General features: G+C 68.2%; 15 protein-coding genes. 8 read left to right on the top strand and 7 right to left on the bottom strand.

Features of this window, described 5'->3' with window-relative positions:
• Positions 1 to 20: 20 nt before the first annotated feature.
• Both CAL11_RS05995 and CAL11_RS05990 read right to left on the bottom strand, forming a co-directional pair.
• A complete protein-coding gene (locus CAL11_RS05995) occupies positions 21 to 614 on the bottom strand; it encodes an energy-coupling factor transporter transmembrane component T family protein (RefSeq protein ID WP_068926853.1) in 594 nt (197 codons plus the stop codon).
• Complete coding sequence (locus CAL11_RS05990; protein ID WP_068926855.1) at positions 611 to 1,288, bottom strand: energy-coupling factor ABC transporter ATP-binding protein; 678 nt, start codon at positions 1,286 to 1,288, stop codon at positions 611 to 613. Before CAL11_RS05990 ends, CAL11_RS05995 begins: the two co-directional genes overlap by 4 nt.
• Before the next feature lie 51 nt (positions 1,289 to 1,339).
• On the opposite strand from CAL11_RS05990, the gene msrB reads away from it, so the two are divergent.
• The 4 genes from msrB to CAL11_RS05970 are packed head-to-tail and all read left to right on the top strand — an operon-like array spanning position 1,340 to position 3,418.
• Positions 1,340 to 1,741, top strand: a complete 402-nt coding sequence (gene msrB / locus CAL11_RS05985) for a peptide-methionine (R)-S-oxide reductase MsrB (RefSeq protein ID WP_033463228.1) — start codon at positions 1,340 to 1,342, stop codon at positions 1,739 to 1,741.
• On the top strand, positions 1,738 to 2,307 hold the full coding sequence (locus tag CAL11_RS05980) for a septation protein A (protein WP_003813872.1): 570 nt from the start codon (positions 1,738 to 1,740) through the stop codon (positions 2,305 to 2,307). The genes msrB and CAL11_RS05980 overlap by 4 nt, the downstream gene beginning before the upstream one ends.
• 21 nt (positions 2,308 to 2,328) lie before the next feature.
• Positions 2,329 to 2,613, top strand: a complete 285-nt coding sequence (locus CAL11_RS05975; protein ID WP_033463231.1) for a BolA family protein — start codon at positions 2,329 to 2,331, stop codon at positions 2,611 to 2,613.
• A 28-nt stretch (positions 2,614 to 2,641) separates the two neighbouring features.
• Positions 2,642 to 3,418: a peptidylprolyl isomerase gene (locus tag CAL11_RS05970; RefSeq protein WP_033463233.1), complete on the top strand. Its 777-nt coding sequence runs from the start codon at positions 2,642 to 2,644 to the stop codon at positions 3,416 to 3,418.
• An 87-nt stretch (positions 3,419 to 3,505) separates the two neighbouring features.
• Here CAL11_RS05970 and ligA read toward each other — a convergent pair whose 3' ends face one another.
• Genes ligA through smc form a run of 3 tightly spaced genes read right to left on the bottom strand, consistent with a single transcriptional unit; the run spans position 3,506 to position 10,227 of the window.
• On the bottom strand, positions 3,506 to 5,596 hold the full coding sequence (ligA, locus tag CAL11_RS05965; RefSeq protein ID WP_086092411.1) for an NAD-dependent DNA ligase LigA: 2,091 nt from the start codon (positions 5,594 to 5,596) through the stop codon (positions 3,506 to 3,508).
• Positions 5,596 to 6,654, bottom strand: a complete 1,059-nt coding sequence (locus tag CAL11_RS05960; protein WP_033463237.1) for a cell division protein ZipA C-terminal FtsZ-binding domain-containing protein — start codon at positions 6,652 to 6,654, stop codon at positions 5,596 to 5,598. The genes ligA and CAL11_RS05960 overlap by 1 nt, the downstream gene beginning before the upstream one ends.
• 45 nt (positions 6,655 to 6,699) lie before the next feature.
• On the bottom strand, positions 6,700 to 10,227 hold the full coding sequence (gene smc / locus CAL11_RS05955; protein ID WP_167382452.1) for a chromosome segregation protein SMC: 3,528 nt from the start codon (positions 10,225 to 10,227) through the stop codon (positions 6,700 to 6,702).
• Between the two features lie 262 nt (positions 10,228 to 10,489).
• Here smc and lplT point away from each other — a divergent pair, with 262 nt between their 5' ends.
• Entirely contained in the window at positions 10,490 to 11,803 is a 1,314-nt protein-coding gene (lplT, locus tag CAL11_RS05950; protein ID WP_086092409.1) for a lysophospholipid transporter LplT, read from the top strand.
• Positions 11,804 to 11,820: 17 nt separating this feature from the next.
• Here lplT and CAL11_RS05945 read toward each other — a convergent pair whose 3' ends face one another.
• Together CAL11_RS05945 and tsaB are read right to left on the bottom strand one after the other, a co-directional pair.
• Positions 11,821 to 12,720, bottom strand: a complete 900-nt coding sequence (locus tag CAL11_RS05945; protein WP_086092408.1) for a uracil-DNA glycosylase — start codon at positions 12,718 to 12,720, stop codon at positions 11,821 to 11,823.
• Positions 12,707 to 13,954: a tRNA (adenosine(37)-N6)-threonylcarbamoyltransferase complex dimerization subunit type 1 TsaB gene (tsaB, locus tag CAL11_RS05940; protein ID WP_086092407.1), complete on the bottom strand. Its 1,248-nt coding sequence runs from the start codon at positions 13,952 to 13,954 to the stop codon at positions 12,707 to 12,709. Before tsaB ends, CAL11_RS05945 begins: the two co-directional genes overlap by 14 nt.
• 129 nt (positions 13,955 to 14,083) lie before the next feature.
• Between tsaB and risA the strand changes: the two genes are divergently transcribed.
• From risA to CAL11_RS05925, 3 genes are all read left to right on the top strand, one after another.
• Entirely contained in the window at positions 14,084 to 14,818 is a 735-nt protein-coding gene (gene risA, locus CAL11_RS05935) for a response regulator transcription factor RisA (protein WP_003813882.1), read from the top strand.
• 34 nt (positions 14,819 to 14,852) lie between these two features.
• Entirely contained in the window at positions 14,853 to 16,247 is a 1,395-nt protein-coding gene (gene risS, locus CAL11_RS05930) for a sensor histidine kinase RisS (protein ID WP_033462608.1), read from the top strand.
• Positions 16,248 to 16,312: 65 nt separating this feature from the next.
• Positions 16,313 to 16,861: a peroxiredoxin gene (locus CAL11_RS05925; protein WP_003813886.1), complete on the top strand. Its 549-nt coding sequence runs from the start codon at positions 16,313 to 16,315 to the stop codon at positions 16,859 to 16,861.
• Positions 16,862 to 16,893 lie beyond the last annotated feature (32 nt).

The following is a 16,893-nucleotide window of genomic DNA, read 5'->3' as shown; positions in this document are numbered from 1 at the left end:
CGGCGCGCCGGCGCGGCCCCTCAACCGCGCGCGTCGATCGCCTGTGCCACTTCCTCGGCACGTTTCAGCGTACGCACCACCAGGGGCACGAGCAACGCCAGCGGATGGGCGCCCAGGCCGCGCGCGGCCTGGGCCTCCCGGATTTCCTGATAATTGCGCCAGATTTCGGGGATGAAGCGCAAGGCCAGCGCCAGGGCCAGCGCCACCTGCGCGGCGTTGAGCAGGCCCAGGCGTTCGGCCGGCCGCAGCGCGCGTTCGCAGACATCGATGAGGGCCGGCACCGGCGTGGTCAGCGTCACGGCCATGGCCAGGCCGATCAACGCCGCGACCCGCAGCACCACCACGGCGGCGTGCGGCCATCCCTGCATCAGGCCGGTGAACAGGCCGACCGCGAGCACGATCAGCGCCAGGCCGCGGGTCTGCCGCCACCAGGCGGCCGCGCCGACGCCGCTGCGCCAGACCAGCAGCGCGGCGCCGGCCAGCACCGCCGCCAGCGCGCGCCAGTCGGACACCATGAACAACCCTACCCCCGCCAGCGCCAGCGCCGCCAGCTTCAGCCCGGCCGGCAGGCGATGCAGGAAACTGGCGCCGGCGACGTACAGGGGCTCGATCATGCGCAATGCTCGCGATACCAGCGCAGCACCGAGGCCGGCTCGCCATCGGCGGCGATGCGCCCGTCGACCACCGCCAGCACCCGGTCGTAGCCGGCCAGCAGGTCGAGGTCGTGACTGACCACGATGGCCTGTTGCGGCAACGCGGCGATGGCCTCGGCCACCCGGTTGCGGTTGCGCAGGTCCAGCTGGGTGGTGGGTTCGTCGAACACCACCAGTTCCGGCGCCATCACCAGCACCGACGCCATGGCGACCAATTGGCGCTCGCCGCCGGACAGCGTGTGGCTGGTGCGTTCGGCCAGGTGGCCCACGCCCAGCCCCGCGAGCGCGGCCGCGATGCGCGCGTCGCGCTCGGCCGGCGCCAGGCCCTGCTTCTTCAGGCCGAACGCCAGGTCCTCGCGCACGATGGGAAAGACGATCTGGTTCTCGGGATTCTGGAAGACGAAGCCGACCCGGCGGCGCACGTCCTTGACCTGGCTGCGCGTATCCAGGCCGTCGACCAGCACCCGCCCGGCGGAAGGCAGGGCCAGGCCGTTGACCAGCCGCGCCAGCGTGCTCTTGCCCGCGCCATTGGGGCCGATCACCCCTACCCGGCGTTCGGACAGACTCAGGCTCACGCCATGCAGGACCTGTGCCTGGGGCGTGGCGACAACCGCCTGGTCAAACTCGATTAACATGGAGCGGGATTATGCCCGAACCAATTCGCACGGCGGGACTCCAAGCTGATCATGGACAAAATTCGCAAAACCGACGCCGAATGGCGCGCCCAACTCACCCCTGAAGAATACGCGGTCGCACGGCAGAAAGGCACCGAGCGCGCCTTCACCGGCCGGTATTGGAATACCACCACGCCCGGCATATACCGCTGCATCGGCTGCGGCACGCCGCTGTTCGCATCCGACACCAAATTCGATGCCGGCTGCGGCTGGCCCAGCTACTTCGAACCGCTGGCGCCCGAGCGCGTGCGCGAGGAACTCGACACCAGCCATGGCATGGTGCGCACCGAGGTGCTGTGCAATATCTGCGACGCGCATCTCGGCCATGTTTTCCCGGACGGTCCCGAACCGACCGGGCTGCGCTATTGCATCAATTCGCTGTCCCTGCAATTCGAACCGCTCGAGGACGAATGAAGAAGTTCCTGTTTGACCTGTTTCCGCTGATCCTGTTTTTCGTTGCCTATCGGTACGCCGATATTTACGCGGCCACCGCGGTCGCGATTACCGCGTCGATCGCCCAGATACTCTGGCTGCGCCTCACCGGCAAGGCCATCGAGGGCATGCACTGGATTAACCTGTCGGTCATCGTGATTTTCGGCGGGGCCACGCTGTGGCTGCACAGCGACGTCTTCATCAAGTGGAAACCCACCGTGCTGTACTGGCTGTTCGGCGGCGCGCTGCTGGGCGCGCGCTACCTGTTCGGGCGCAACCTGGTCCGCCGCCTGCTGGGCAAGCAGATCGCGTTGCCCGACCCGGTCTGGGAGCGCCTCAACCTGAGCTGGGCGCTGTTTTTCGTGGCGGCCGGCGCGGTCAACCTGTATGTGGCCTTCTCGGGCCACTTCACCGAATCCCAATGGGTCAACTTCAAGGTCTTCGGCCTGATGGGCCTGCTGGTCGCGTTCGTCATCGCCCAGTCGCTGTGGCTGGGCAAGCATCTGCAGGCGTCGGACACGCCTGATCAAGATCGAAACGAAGACTGACCAAGAAATACTCTCTTATATATGTCTGAAAATTCTGAACGAATTGAGATTATTCGCGCACGTCTCGCCGCGTTAAATCCGATTATCTTGGAGATACAAGACGAGTCGCACTTGCACGCCGGGCACGAAGGCGCAAAAGGCGGCGCGGGGCACTTTCGGGTGCACATCGTAGCCTCCTGTTTCGCGGGTCTGAAGCCCGTTGCACGCCATAGGCTGGTGTATCATCATTTGCAGGATTTGCTGCCTTATCCCATTCACGCACTTGCGCTGGATGCGCAAGCGCCCTCTCCAGACAACGCCAAGTAAATACCCTTCAAAAGGTCAAAGGACATACATGAAACGCATCGCCATGCTGGCTGCTGCCTGCGTCATTGCCGTGCCCGCTTTCGCCCAGAACGTGGCGACCGTGAACGGCAAGCCCATTACCCAGAAGAGCCTGGATGAGTTCGTCAAGCTGGTCGTCAGCCAGGGCGCCACCGACTCGCCCCAGCTGCGTGAGCAGATCAAGCAGGAAATGATCAACCGCCAGGTTTTCGTGCAGGCGGCCGAGAAGGACGGCGTGGCCAAGCAGGCCGACGTCCAGACTGAAATCGAGCTGGCCCGCCAGGGCATCCTGGTGCGCGCCCTGATGGCCGACTACCTGCAGAAGCACCCCGTCACCGACGCCCAGATCAAGGCCGAATACGACAAGATCAAGAAAGAACAGGCCGGCAAGATGGAATACAAGGTCCGTCACATCCTGGTCGAGGACGAAAAGACGGCCAACGACCTGCTGGCCCAGGTCAAGAGCAACAAGAACAAGTTCGACGACCTGGCCAAGAAGAACTCCAAGGATCCCGGCAGCGCCGAACGCGGCGGCGACCTGGGTTGGGCGCCCGCCACCAACTACGTCCAGCCGTTTGCCGAGGCCGTGACCAAGCTGAAGAAGGGCCAACTGGTCGACAAGCCGGTGCAGACCCAGTTCGGCTGGCACGTGATCCAGGTCGACGACACCCGTCCGGTCGAATTCCCCGCCATGGACCAGGTGCGTCCGCAACTGGAAGAAATGCTGCGCCAGCAAACCCTGGCCAACTACCAGAAGCAACTGCGCGAGCAGGCCAAGATCCAGTAAACGCCCGGCCACCGCCAACAACAAAATTGCCCGCGAATGCGGGCAATTTTGTTTCCGGCTGCGGGCCCCCGTCGCCCGGCGCCTTGCCTATAGGCCCAGCAGCGCCTTCAGGCCGTCCTCGTCCAGCACCGGCACGCCAAGTTCCTGGGCCTTGGTCAGCTTGCTGCCGGCATCCTCGCCCGCCACCAGATAGGCCGTCTTCTTGGACACCGAGCCGCTGACCTTCCCGCCGGCGGCCAGGATGCGGCGGGTCGCCTCGTCGCGGGTCCAGTTCGGCATGGTGCCGGTCAGCACGAAGGTCTTGCCGGCCAGGCTGGTGCCTTCGGGCTCGGCCTCGGCTTGCGGATGCACGCCCTGCTGGGCGAGCTGCTCGACGATCTCGCGGTTGTGCGGCTCGGCGAAGAAACGCCGGATCGAGCCCGCCACCACGCCGCCCACGTCGGGCACGGCCAGCAGCGCTTCTTCGCTGGCGTCCATGATGCGCTCCATGCTGCCGAAATGGCGGGCCACGTCACGGGCCGTCGTCTCGCCCACATGGCGTATGCCCAGCGCGAACAGCAACCGGCCCAGGGCCGGACGACGCGCCTGGTCGATGGCCGCCACCAGGTTTTCAGCCGATTTCTTGCCCATGCGCTCGAGCGCCGCCAGTTCGAACGCCGTCAGGCTGTAGATATCGGCCAGCGACTTGACGCGATCGGCGTCGACCAGCTGGTCGATCAGCTTCTCGCCCAGGCCTTCGATATCCAGCGCCTTGCGTCCGGCGGCATGCAGCAAGGTCTGCTTGCGCTGGGCGGCGCAGAACAGCCCGCCCGTGCAGCGGGCGATGGCCTCGCCCTCGGGGCGCTCGATCGCCGAGCCGCAGATCGGGCAGGCGGTCAGCATGACGAATTCGCGCGCGTCGGCCGGCCGCTTTTCCAGCACGGGCCCCACCACCTCGGGGATGACGTCGCCGGCGCGCCGCACGATCACGGTATCGCCGATGCGCACATCCTTGCGGCGGATCTCGTCTTCGTTGTGCAGGGTGGCGTTGGTGACCGTCACCCCGCCGACGAACACCGGCGCCAGGCGCGCCACGGGCGTGATCGCGCCCGTGCGGCCCACCTGGACCTCGATGCCGAGCAACTGCGTGACGGCCTCCTCGGCCGGAAACTTGTGCGCCAGCGCGAAGCGCGGCGCGCGCGCGACGAAACCCAGCACGCGCTGCGACGGCAAGGCGTCGACCTTGTAGACCACGCCGTCGATGTCGTAGGGCAGATCGGCGCGCAGCGTGCCGACCCGCTCATAGAACGCCAGCAGGCCGTCGGCGCCACGCTCCCGGTGGTTGTGCCGCAGATTGACCGGCAAGCCCAGTTCGGCCAGCCAGTCCAGCATGCCGCCATGCGTGTCGCGCGGCAGCGTGGACGCCACGCGCACGCCCGGCGCGGGCTCGTCGAAGCGCGTCGGCATGCCCGCGGGCAGGCCATGGACTTCGCCCCAGCTATAGGCGAAGAAACGCAGCGGCCGCTGCGCCGTGATGCGCGGATCGAGCTGGCGCAGGCTGCCGGCCGCGGCATTGCGCGGGTTGACGAACACTTTCTCGCCGCGCGCGGCCTGCGCACGGTTCAGGGCCTCGAATTCGGCGCGGTTCATCAGGACTTCGCCGCGCACCTCGAGGACCCGCGGCGCGCCATGCAGGCGCAGCGGCACCCCCTTGATGGTGCGGATGTTGGCCGTGACGTCCTCGCCGGTCTGCCCGTCGCCGCGCGTGGCGGCCTGGGCCAGCCGGCCATCCTCGTAGCGCAGGCTGATGGCCAGGCCGTCCAGCTTGAGCTCGCAGAAGTACTCGACCTGCTGGTCCAGGCCCAGCAGGCCCGCGCCGCGCAGGGTGTCGGCCACGCGCTTGTCGAAGGCGCGCACGTCCTCTTCGTCGAAAGCATTGCCCAGCGACAGCATGGGCACGGCGTGGCGCACGCTGCCGAATTCGGCCAGCGGCGCGGCGCCCACGCGCTGCGTGGGCGAATCGGGCGTGACCAGTTCGGGGTGCTGGGCCTCCAGCGCCTGCAGGTCGCGCATGAGCGCGTCGTACTCGGCGTCCGGAACGCTGGGATCGTCGTGGACGTAGTAGCGGATGTTGTGCTGCTCGATCTCGGCCCGCAGGCGCGCGATCGCTTGCTGCGGCGTGGGACCTGCCTGCGCCATTATGCAAATACTCGCTGCGCCCGCGCGCTGCCGGCCGGCAGGCCGGCCTGGTCGAGCTGCTCGAACAAGACCTGCAGGCGCTCGTCGATGACCGCGTCGGCGCCATCCTGCAAGGGCCGGCCCTGGTCGTCGACCAGTTCGGCGCGCAGGCGGGCGGCCAGGTCGCGGCCCACGTCGACCATGCGGCCGAAGGCCCGCTGGTCCGCCGGGCTGCACGGCACGTCCAGCAGCAGGTACAGGCGTTCGATGCCGCCCATGCCGGCGTCGAACGCCGCGCCATCGGCGCGCGACAGCGTGAAGCGCACCGCGCCATTGTCGGCCAGCCAGGCCAGCCGCGCCCCATCGGCGGCAAAGCCGAGGTCGCGCGCCACCGCCAGCACCTCGGCGGCCGGCTGCGCAACGCCCAGCAGCAGCGTCAGGCCGACCTGGGTATCCAGCGCGGCGCAGGTATCGTCCAGCCGGGCCGCCTGTTCCAGCACTTCCTGCTGGTCGGGGCCCTCGACGCTGGCCTCGAAGCGGTCGGCCAGGTCCTGCGCGCGCGCCCAGGCCTGCGACCATTCGATGGCGGTCAGCGGGCCGCTGCGGTTGGCCAGCAACACGGCCAGCTGCATGCTGGCATAGGATTCCTCGGGATGGATGCGGGCGCGATGGCGTTGCTCGGCCGTGGCGGCGAACACGCGCAGGGGCTTGCGGCCCGCCTGCCGCAGCGACTGCAGATAAGGCAGCAGGTCGGCGCCGCGCACCGGCTCGCTGAAATGGATTTCAATCACGACCTCGCAGGCGGGATCGGGCTCTTCCTGGTCGTCGGTGTCCGGATTGGCGGGCGCGGGGGCCGGCGCGGCGCCCGCCGCGGCGCCGCCCATGCCGGGTTCACGGCGGGCCGAGCCCGCCGCGGCGCGATCCTGCGCGCCCGCGCCAAGCAGGGGATCCTGCTCGGTCGAGGGGAAATGGGCCTGCATCCTGCGGCGCACCCGGCGGTCCTGCCACCAGTTAAAGCCCAGCACCAGCAATATGAGCAGGACACCAAGGGCAATCAGCCCGATCTGCAAATCACTCATGAGAACATCCCGCGCCTAAGGCAGCGCAAATCCGAAATATGGGTTTCAGGCTTCGGCGGCCATTTGCACGGCCGAGTCTATATCCACAGCAACAATACGCGATACGCCCTGCTCCTGCATCGTCACGCCAATCAGTTGCTTGGCCATCTGCATGGCGATCTTGTTGTGCGAGATGAACAGGAACTGGGTCTGCTCGCTCATGTTGCTGACCAGGTTGGCGTAGCGTTCGGTATTGGCGTCATCCAGCGGCGCGTCGACCTCGTCGAGCAGGCAGAACGGCGCGGGATTGAGCTTGAACAACGCGAACACCAGGGCCGTGGCCGTCAAGGCCTTCTCGCCCCCGGACAACAGGTGGATGGTGCTGTTGCGCTTGCCCGGCGGCTGGGCCATCACCTGGACGCCCGCGTCGAGGATTTCGTCGCCGGTCATGGTCAGCTTGGCCTCGCCGCCGCCGAACAGCTTGGGGAACAGCTCGCCGAAATGGCGATTGACCGTATTGAAGGTCTCCTGCAGCAGCTCGCGGGTTTCGCGGTCGATCTTGCGGATGGCGTCCTCGAGGGTCTCCATGGCCGTCAGAAGATCCTGCTGCTGGGCGTCGAGGAAAGTCTTGCGTTCGCGCGAGGTATTCAGTTCGTCCAGGGCGGCCAGGTTGACCGGCCCCAGCGCGTCGACCTGGCGCGAAATGCGGCCCACCTCGGACTGCAGCCAACTGGCCTTGCGCCACTCGTCGGGCATCCCGGCCAGCTCCCGCGCCAGCGTCTCGCGGTCGACCTCGCGGGCGTTGAGCTGCTCGGTGAACTGCTCCTCGGCCAGGCGGGCAGCCTGCTCCTGCAGCTGCAGTTCGGTGATGCGGGCGCGCAGCGGCTCGAGCGCGCGCTCCTGTTGCATGCGCTCCTCGTCGGCGCCGCGCATCAGGGCCGACAGGTTGTCCAGCTCCTGGCGCGCGCGCGTCAGCGCTTCTTCGCGCTCGGCGCGCAATTCCAGGGCATCCTGCAGGCCGGCCTGCGAGGCCGAGGCGTCCAGGTCGACCAGGTCGGTTTCGAGCTGCTGCAGCTCGGTGCCGGCGCGCTGGCTCTGGTCGGCGGCCAGTTGCCGGTTGCGCTGCAGGTCGGTGATGCGTACCTGGACGCCGCGCTCGGCGAACTCGGCCTCCTGGGCGGCGCGCTCCAGCTCGCGCAGCCGGGCGCGGGCGGCGTCGGCCTGGGCAGACAGGGTTTCGCCGTCGATCTCGGCGTCGGAGAAACGCGATTGGTGCTCGGCCAGTTCGCCGTCGAGCGCCTCGAAGCGCACTTCGGCCTCCTCGCGGGTGGCGCGCAGGTCTTCCTCGTGCGCCGCGAGTTCTTCGAGATCCTGGCGCAGGCGGGCGGCCCGCTCGCCGGACTGCTCGGCCTGCTGCTGCAGGCGCGAATGCTCGAGCTGGATATCGTGCACGCGCCGGGTGACTTCGGCCACCCGCTGGCGCGCCGGCGCGATGGCCTGCGACACCTGCTGCCAGGCCGCCTCGGCGCGCGCCACGGCGGCGCGGGCCTGGTCGGCGATCAATTGCTGCGCCTTGATCTCGCGCTGCAGGTTTTCGATTTCCTGCTGCCGCGCCAGCAGCCCGGCCTGCTCGGAATCGGGCGCGTAGAAACGTACGCTGCAGGCATCGACCAGATGGCCGGCCTGGACGACGTAGGCGGCGCCGGCCGGCAGGCTGGCGCGCCCGCCCAGGGCCTGGGTAAGGTCGGTGGCGATATACAGGCCGGCCAGCCACTGGTTGAGCAGCGTGCGCAGGTCGGGGTCGGTGACCCGCAGCAGGCTGGCCAGCGGCGTCAGGCCCTGCGGGGCGGCCGGCGCGGGCGCGGCGACCGGCATCTGGTAGAACGCCAGGCGGGCCGGCGGCGCGTCGTCGGCAAAGGCGCGCGCCCAGTCCAGGCTGCGCACCTCGAGCGCGGCCATGCGCTCGCGCAGCGCGGCTTCCAGGGCGGTTTCCCAGCCCGGCTCGATATGCAGCTTCTGCCACAGGCGGCCCAGGCCGGCCAGTTCGTGCTTGGCCAGCCACGGTTCCAGCGCGCCCTGCTTCTGGACATCCTCCTGCAGCTTGACCAGCGCCGCCAGGCGGGCCTCGAGCCGGGCCAGGCCCTGGGCGTCCTGCTGGGCGGCGGCCTGGGCGCGGCTGCGCTCGGCGTCGGCCTCGGGCACGCGCCCTTCCAGGCTGGCCAGTTCGGCCTGCGCCGCCTCGAGCTGGTCCTCGCCGGCCAGGCGGTCGCCGGCCAGCTGTTCCAGCCGTTCGGGATCGGGCGTATGCAGTTCGCGCAGTTCCTGCTGCAGGCGCTCGCGGCGCTGCTCCAGCGTTTGCAACTGGCGGTCGGCGTCGCGCTGGGTCTGGGCCACCAGGGCCAGGTTCTGCTCGACGCGCGCCAGGGCGGCGCGCATGTCGTCGCGCCCGGCCGCGGCGTCACGCACCCGGGCCTCGATGGCCGGCAGGCCGGCCTGGGCGTCCTCGGCCGCGGCGCGCGCCTCTTCGGTGCGCGCCGCGCCGGCGGCCAGGTCTTCCTCGGCCAGGGCGATCTGTTCGGTACAGTGTTCCTGCTGGGTGTTCCACTCGGCGATCTGGGCCTGCAGCTGTTCGCGGCGCGCCTGCAGGCGGTTGCGCGAATCGACCACATGGCGGATCTCGGCCTCCAGGCGGCTGACCTGGGCATTGGCCTCGTACAGCTGGCCCTGGGCCGCGTGCACGGCGTCGCTGGCGGCGTAATGCGCCTGGCGGCGCGATTCCAGCTCGGCCTCGCCGGCCCGCAGGCCGGCGATGGCGGACTCCAGATCGTTCTGGGCCCGCACCATGTCCTGATTCTTGCGCTCGCGCTCGTCGCGGGCGCCGGTTTCCTTCAGCAGCCACAGCGCAAACTGCTTTTTCTCGCCGTCGGCCTGCAGTTCACGGTATTTGCGCGCCACCTCGGCCTGGGCCTCCAGCTTGTCGAGCTGGCTGCCCAGTTCGCGCAGGATGTCCTCGACCCGGGTCAGGTTCTCGCGCGTATCGGACAGGCGGTTCTCGGTTTCGCGGCGGCGCTCCTTGTAGCGCGACACGCCGGCCGCCTCTTCGAGGAAGACCCGCAGCTCTTCGGGGCGGGCCTCGATCAGGCGGTTGATCATGCCCTGCCCGATGATGGCGTAACCGCGCGCCCCCAGGCCGGTGCCCAGGAAGATGTCGTGGATGTCGCGCCGCCGGACCTGCTGGTTGTTGACGTAATAGCTGCTGGTGCCGTCGCGCGTCAGAACGCGGCGCACCGCGATTTCCGAATAGGCGCTCCACTGGCCCGCGGCCCGCCCTTCGGTATTGTCGAATACCATTTCGACCGAGGCGCGGGCAGCCGGCTTGCGGTTGCCGGAGCCATTGAAGATGACGTCCTGCATCGACTCGCCGCGCAGTTCGGACGCCTTGGCTTCGCCCAACACCCAGCGCACGGCGTCGATGATGTTCGACTTGCCGCAGCCGTTGGGGCCCACCACGCCCACCAGTTGGCTGGGCACGGGGATCACGGTTGGATCGACGAAAGACTTGAAGCCGGCGAGTTTTAGCTGGGTGAGACGCACAGTACGATGACGGACGGGGTAGGTTGAACGAGGGGCGTTGAACGGACCTGCCGCACACAATAGGCGATGCGACCCCCAGGAGGGCCGATCCAAGGCCCGTATGATACCCCAGGAGGTTAGCGCCCATCGTGAGCAAAGGTGAGCCTGGGGCAAACGCGAAGCGCCGGCCGGCCGGACCGGGCGCTATACTCGCTGACACTTTTTTTCGCCAATACGGTCAATCGGACAGTGCCAGCCGCTCGGGCAGGCAGCGGGGACATTCTTGAAACGCGGGTTTTATCTGGTCATGGCCGCGCAGGCCTTCTCATCCCTGGCAGACAACGCACTGTTCATCGCGGCGATCGCCTTGATCCTGGAGTTGAGCGGGCCCGACTGGATGGCGCCCATGATGAAGTGGTCCTTCGCCCTGGCCTACGTGGTGCTGGCCGCGTTCGTCGGCGCCTTCGCCGACTCGTTCCCCAAGGGCCGGGTGATGTTCATCACCAACGCGCTCAAGGTCGCCGGCTGCCTGCTGATGTTCTCGTACGCCAGCATCGGCGTGCCCGCCGCCTACCAGACCTACCTGGTCTGCGCGGCCTACGGGCTGGTCGGCGTCGGCGCGGCCGCCTACTCGCCGGCCAAGTACGGCATCGTCACCGAAATGCTGCCGCCCGACCTGCTGGTAAAGGGAAACAGCTGGATCGAAGGGCTGACCGTGCTGTCCATCATCATCGGCACGGTGCTGGGCGGCGTGCTCATTTCCCCCCATGTCTCGAGCGTGCTGCTCGCCCACCCCTGGCTGAACAAGCTGGTCCATACGCCGGCGGAAGCCGCCATCCTGGTCATCGCGCTGGTCTACGTCATCGCCGCGCTGTGCAACCTGCTGATCCCGCCCACGCACGTGCGCTACCCCCCGCAGCAGCGCAACCCCTTCAAGCTGGTGCGCGTGTTCAGCGGCTACGTGTGCGTGCTGTGGCGCGACAAGCTGGGCCAGATCTCGCTGGCCGTGACCACGCTGTTCTGGGGCGCCGGCGCCACGCTTCAGCTGATCGTGATCGAATGGGGCCGCAGCCACCTGGGCTATCGCCTGGACCAGGCTTCGGTGCTGATGGGCGTGGCGGCGGTAGGAACGGTGGTCGGCTCCATCCTGGCCGGCCGCATTCCGCTGCGCAAGGCGCTGTCGGTGCTGCCGGTCGGCGCGGCCATGGGCCTGGTGGTGCTGCTGATGCCGCTGGTCTATTCGCCCTGGAGCGTCTACCTGCTGCTGCTGGTCACCGGCGGCCTGGCCGGCTTTTTCGTCGTTCCCATGAACGCCCTGCTGCAGCACCGCGGCCACGTGCTGCTGTCGGCAGGCCACTCGATCGCGGTGCAGAACTTCAACGAGCAGCTCAATATCCTGCTGATGGTCGCCATCTATACGGTGCTGCTGTGGCTGGAACTGCCCATCAACATCATCATCGTCATCTTCGGGCTGATCGTCACCATCCTGATGGTGGTGTTCATCCGCTGGAGCCGCCGCAACCTGTCGGCCGATCCCGCCCTGCGCGAGCAGATCGGCCAGGAAGGCCACGGCAAGGCCCTCGACTCGGCCCACTGAGGGCCGTCCGCCGCCGCTCAGGCGCGCGCGGCCAGCAGCAGGTCCTGCCAGGCGCGCGCTTTCTCCGCCGGACTGCGCAACAGGTAGGCCGGGTGGTAGCTGACCACCACCGGAATCGACCGCCCCTCGTCGGTCTGCAGGCTGTGCATGCGGCCGCGCAAATTGCCTATCGTGGCCTCGGTGCCCAGCAGCGTCTGGGCCGCGAACCGGCCCAGCACCAGGATGCGCTCCGGGTTCAGCAGGGAAATCTGGCGCCGCAGGTAGGGATTGCAGGCGGCGATTTCCTCGGGCTTGGGATTGCGGTTGCCGGGCGGGCGGCACTTGATGACGTTGGCGATGAACACGTCGCGCTCGCGGCTCATGCCCACCGACTGCAGCATCGCATCCAGCAGCTTGCCCGAGCGGCCGACGAATGGCAGCCCCTGGCGATCTTCCTGCTCGCCGGGCGCCTCGCCCACCACCATCCAGCGGGCCGGCTGGGCGCCCATGCCGAATACGGCGTGGCGCCGCCCCTGACACAGGCCGCAGGCGGTGCAGTCCTGCACCAGTTGCTGCAATTGCCCCAGGTCGGCGCCAGCGGCCCGCGCCGCCACGGCGGCGCGCGCGGCCTGTCCGTCAACCTCGGCGGCCGGCTCGGCGGGCCGGGGCGCGGCCAGCGGCGGGCGCGGCGCGCGGGCCGGGCCGGCCGCCGGGCCATCGGCGCGCGGCGTCATGGCCGCCGGCGGGACGGCCGGGGCCGTCGCCACGGCCGCACTGGCGGCCTCCTGGACGGCTGGCGCGGCAGGCGCGACCGCCCGGGCCGCGGGCGCCAACGGCGCCGGCAGCCAGGTTTTCTCGATGCCGATCTCGCGCAGCCAGATCCGCTGCAGCGGATTCGGGCGCGGCGCGGCCGGCACGGCGGCCTCAGGCGCGCTCATTGCCCACCATCGCTACGCCCAGGGTTTTCTGCATTACCAAAGCATCCTCGCGCTTGCCTTTACCTGCGGGATAGTAATCCTTGCGCCGGCCGATGCGCAGATAGCCGTGCCGCTCGTAGAACCGCACCGCGGCGGCGTTGGACGGCCGCACCTCCAGCAGCACGCCGGCCAGGCCGCGCGCGCGCGCCTGGCGCTCGCACCAGCCCAGCATCAGGCTGCCCAGGCCTTGCCGGTGCAGATGGCGCGGCACGGCGATGACCAGCAGGTGCACCACGTCGGGCGCCGGCATCATCACGCAGAAGCCCGCCAGCCTGCCATCCTGGCGCAGCACACAGGCCGGATAGCCGGCCTGCAGCGCATCGGCGAAATTGCCGCGCGTCCACGGAAAGGACTGGACCTGCGCCTCGAGTTCGGCCACTTCGTCGAGATCGCCCTGCGCCATGGGCAGCATCTGCGTGGCGGCCAGGGCCGAGGCCGCGCGCGGGTTGCCCCCCTGCCCGCGCTCGCGCTCGGCGGTGGTGAAGGCCACCTTGTCGCGCACATACAGGGGCGCGGCCAGTTCCGCGGCCACGCCGCCGCCATCGCGCCAGGCGCGGCGCGCCAGGCGCGCCACCGCCTGGGCCTGCGGCCGCTCGGCCTGCACGCGCACCCAGCCGGGCGGCGCGGCCATGCTGGCCGCGTAGACCTGCCATGCATCGCCCGCCATGCGCACGCGCAACGCGCGGCCGGCGCGGGCCGACCAATCGCCCAGGTGGTGCACGGTCCACGGCACCACCTCGCCGGCGGCGATCAGCAGCGGCGCCTGCAGCACCTGCCACTGCCCGCCGTCGCCGCGCAGGTAGACGGCCAGGTAGACCTCTTCCATGCGGGCGTCCAGCGCCACCACGACCACGTCGTCGGCCGCCGCGCCCGAAACTTCCGCCACCGCCTCGTGCGATACGACCGGCAGGACCGGGATGCCCAGCCCCAGGGCGATGCCCTGCGCCACGCCGCACGCCACCCGCAGGCCGGTGAACCCGCCCGGCCCCTGGCCGAAGGCGACCGCCTGCAAGGCTTCGGGCGCCAGGCCGGCGCGCGCCAGCAATTCCCGTGCCATGGGCAACAGGCGTTCGGCGTGCTCCTGGGCGCCCTCGTGCTCCAGCACGGCGACGACGGGTTCGGCGCCATGCTCGGTGAGCAGGGCCACGCCGCAGCGGGAAGACGAAGTTTCGAAGGCAAGCAGGTTTAGATCCATAGGGGCGGATTGTACGAAATCGGGCGCTTCACCTAGTATGTAAGGGGGATTTCAACCGTAGCGCGCAATGTGTAATATCTTGTGAACACCCACTAGCCGCTGGTTCTTGTCACTGTTACATTTCCGGCCATGAACACGCAAAACACCACTCCTACCCGCAAGATCCTGGTCGTCGACGATGATCCCCGACTGCGCGATCTCCTGCGCCGCTATCTGTCGGAACAAGGGTTCAATGTATTCGTGGCCGAAGATGCCAAGGAAATGGGCAAACTGTGGCAACGCGAACACTTTGACCTGCTGGTTCTCGACCTGATGCTGCCGGGCGAGGATGGCCTGTCGATCTGCCGCCGCCTGCGCGGCGGCCACGACAATACTCCCATCATCATGCTGACCGCGAAGGCCGAGGAAATCGACCGGATCGTCGGCCTGGAAATGGGAGCCGACGATTACCTGTCCAAACCCTTCAACCCGCGCGAACTGCTGGCCCGCATCAATGCGATCCTGCGCCGCCGCGGCACCGAAGAGCACCCGGGCGCGCCCAGCCAGGAAAACGAGTCGATCGCCTTCGGCCCGTACGTCCTGAACCTGTCCACGCGCACCCTCACCCGCAATGGCGAGCAGGTGCCGATCACGACCGGCGAATTCTCGGTCCTGAAGGTTTTTGCCCGCCATCCCAAGATCCCGCTGTCGCGCGACAAGCTGATGGAACTGGCCCGCGGACGCGAGTACGAGGCGTTCGACCGCAGCCTGGATGTGCAGATTTCGCGTCTGCGCAAATTGATCGAACCCAACCCGTCCAAACCCGTTTTCATCCAAACCGTCTGGGGCCTGGGATACGTTTTCGTTCCGGATGGCGGCAGTTGACCTGATGGCCCGCCCCGGGCAGGAGCGCCGTCTCGTGCCCCGCATGCGCAGACTGTTCAGAAATCTGACCTCGCGGTTGCGTCTCGGCCTGTTCGGACGCACCTTTCTGCTGCTCGCGGCACTGATGCTGGTCAGCCTGGGCGCCTGGCTGCAAGTATTCTTCAGCATGGAGCTGGGACCGCGCGCCAATCAAATGGCGCAGCGGGTGATCACGGCCGTCAATATCACGCGTACGGCCCTGGTCTATTCGCATACGGACGAACGCAGCAAGCTGCTGCTGGACCTGGCCACCAACGAAGGCATCCAGGTCTACCCGCGCGAGCTCACCGACTTCACCGAGGCGCTGCCCGACGACGACTACTGGCAACGGGTCGCGCAGCATATCCGCGTGCGCTTCGGGCCGGAAACGCAGATCGCCTGGGGGGTCAACCAGGTACCGGGCTTCTGGGTCAGTTTCCAGATCGACCAGGACCTGTACTGGCTGGTCTTCGAGCGCGAACAGATCGGCCTGACCGGCGGCATCGAATGGCTGGGCTGGGGCGCGACGGCGCTGCTGCTCTCGCTGGTCGGCGCGGCCGTCAGCGTGGGGTTCGTCAACCGGCCGCTGTCGCGGCTGGCGCGCGCCGCCCAGGTGCTCTCGCGCGGCGAAACGCCCGCGCCGCTGCCCGAGCAGGGGCCGCTGGAAATCCGCGACCTGAACGCCTCGTTCAACCGCATGGCCAAGGATCTGCGGCAGGCCGAGGCCGATCGCGAACTCATGCTGGCCGGCATTTCCCACGACCTGCGCACGCCGCTGGCGCGCATGCGCCTGGAAATCGAGATGAGCGGCGTCTCGGAAGACGCCCGCCAGGCCATCGACGAGGACCTCGGCCAGATCGACCACAGCATCGGGCAGTTGATGGAATACGCGCGCCCGGCCGGGACCCTGCCCCAGCTCGCCACCGACATCTCGTCGGTGCTGGCCGAGCTGTACGAGCGCGAGCGCAGCCATACCGCCTCGCTGGGCGGCGAGCTGGAAGCCTCGATCGATCCGGGCCTGCGGGCGCGCATCACGGCGCTGGATCTCAAGCGCATCGTCAGCAACCTGATCGAGAACGCGCGCCGCTACGGCCGCTCGTCCGACGGGCTGGCTCACCTGGCCATCAGCGTGCACTCGGAAGGCAACATCCTGGCGATCGAAGTGGCCGACCGCGGCCCCGGCATCGCCCCCGAGGAAGTCGACCGTCTGCTGCGCCCGTTTTCGCGCGGAGAGGCGGCCCGCACCGGCGTCAGCGGCGCGGGCCTGGGCCTGGCGATCGTCGAGCGTCTGCTCAAGCACGTGGGCGGCTCGCTGCGCATGCTGCCGCGCCCGGGCGGCGGCCTGATCGCACGGATAGAGTTACCCAAAGCCAAGTTTAGAAATTATCAATTAGACAGCGAAAACCAATAGCGTAGAATTTAGGGTTTGAGGCCTTGCCTGCCTTAATTCCACCAACAACTTACTGGGAGCACCACATGAAAACTGTTGGCGACAAACTCGAGCCTTTCAAGGTCACCGGCGTCAAGCCCGGCTTCAACCAGCATGAAGAAAACGGCGTTTCGGCTTTCGAGGACATCACCGAAAGCTCCTTCCCCGGCAAGTGGAAAGTGATCTATTTCTACCCGAAGGACTTCACCTTCGTGTGCCCGACCGAAATCGTCGGCTTCAACAAGCTGGCCAAGGATTTCGAAGACCGCGACGCCGTCCTGCTGGGCGGCTCGACCGACAACGAATTCGTCAAGCTGGCCTGGCGCCGTGAGCACCCGGACCTGAACAAGCTGGGCCACTACCAGTTCGGCGACACCACCGGTGCGCTGATCGACCAGCTGGGCGTGCGTGAGAAGGGTGCCGGCGTTGCGCTGCGCGCCACCTTCATCGTCGACCCCGACAACACGATCCAGCACGTTTCGGTGAACAACCTGAACGTCGGCCGCAACCCTGAAGAAGTGCTGCGTCTGCTCGACGGCCTGCAAACCGACGAGCTGTGCCCGTGCAACCGTTCGGTTGGCGGCGCCACGCTGTAATTTCCCCGGCCCGGCTCGTCCGGGCTTTCATT

The sequence above is a fragment of the Bordetella genomosp. 6 genome (genome assembly GCF_002119705.1).
GTDB lineage: Bacteria > Pseudomonadota > Gammaproteobacteria > Burkholderiales > Burkholderiaceae_B > Bordetella > Bordetella bronchiseptica_F.
This window is presented reverse-complemented; position numbering and strand designations above follow the sequence as displayed.

Excerpts from the sequence above, each read along its gene's own strand:
- CAL11_RS05995 (WP_068926853.1), bottom strand. The coding sequence starts at position 614 with ATGATCGAGCCCCTGTACGTCGCCGGCGCCAGTTTCCTGCATCGCCTG.
- CAL11_RS05990 (WP_068926855.1), bottom strand. The coding sequence starts at position 1,288 with ATGTTAATCGAGTTTGACCAGGCGGTTGTCGCCACGCCCCAGGCACAG.
- msrB (WP_033463228.1), top strand. The coding sequence starts at position 1,340 with ATGGACAAAATTCGCAAAACCGACGCCGAATGGCGCGCCCAACTCACC.
- CAL11_RS05980 (WP_003813872.1), top strand. The coding sequence starts at position 1,738 with ATGAAGAAGTTCCTGTTTGACCTGTTTCCGCTGATCCTGTTTTTCGTT.
- CAL11_RS05975 (WP_033463231.1), top strand. The coding sequence starts at position 2,329 with ATGTCTGAAAATTCTGAACGAATTGAGATTATTCGCGCACGTCTCGCC.
- CAL11_RS05970 (WP_033463233.1), top strand. The coding sequence starts at position 2,642 with ATGAAACGCATCGCCATGCTGGCTGCTGCCTGCGTCATTGCCGTGCCC.
- ligA (WP_086092411.1), bottom strand. The coding sequence starts at position 5,596 with ATGGCGCAGGCAGGTCCCACGCCGCAGCAAGCGATCGCGCGCCTGCGG.
- CAL11_RS05960 (WP_033463237.1), bottom strand. The coding sequence starts at position 6,654 with ATGAGTGATTTGCAGATCGGGCTGATTGCCCTTGGTGTCCTGCTCATA.
- CAL11_RS05945 (WP_086092408.1), bottom strand. The coding sequence starts at position 12,720 with ATGAGCGCGCCTGAGGCCGCCGTGCCGGCCGCGCCGCGCCCGAATCCG.
- tsaB (WP_086092407.1), bottom strand. The coding sequence starts at position 13,954 with ATGGATCTAAACCTGCTTGCCTTCGAAACTTCGTCTTCCCGCTGCGGC.
- risA (WP_003813882.1), top strand. The coding sequence starts at position 14,084 with ATGAACACGCAAAACACCACTCCTACCCGCAAGATCCTGGTCGTCGAC.
- CAL11_RS05925 (WP_003813886.1), top strand. The coding sequence starts at position 16,313 with ATGAAAACTGTTGGCGACAAACTCGAGCCTTTCAAGGTCACCGGCGTC.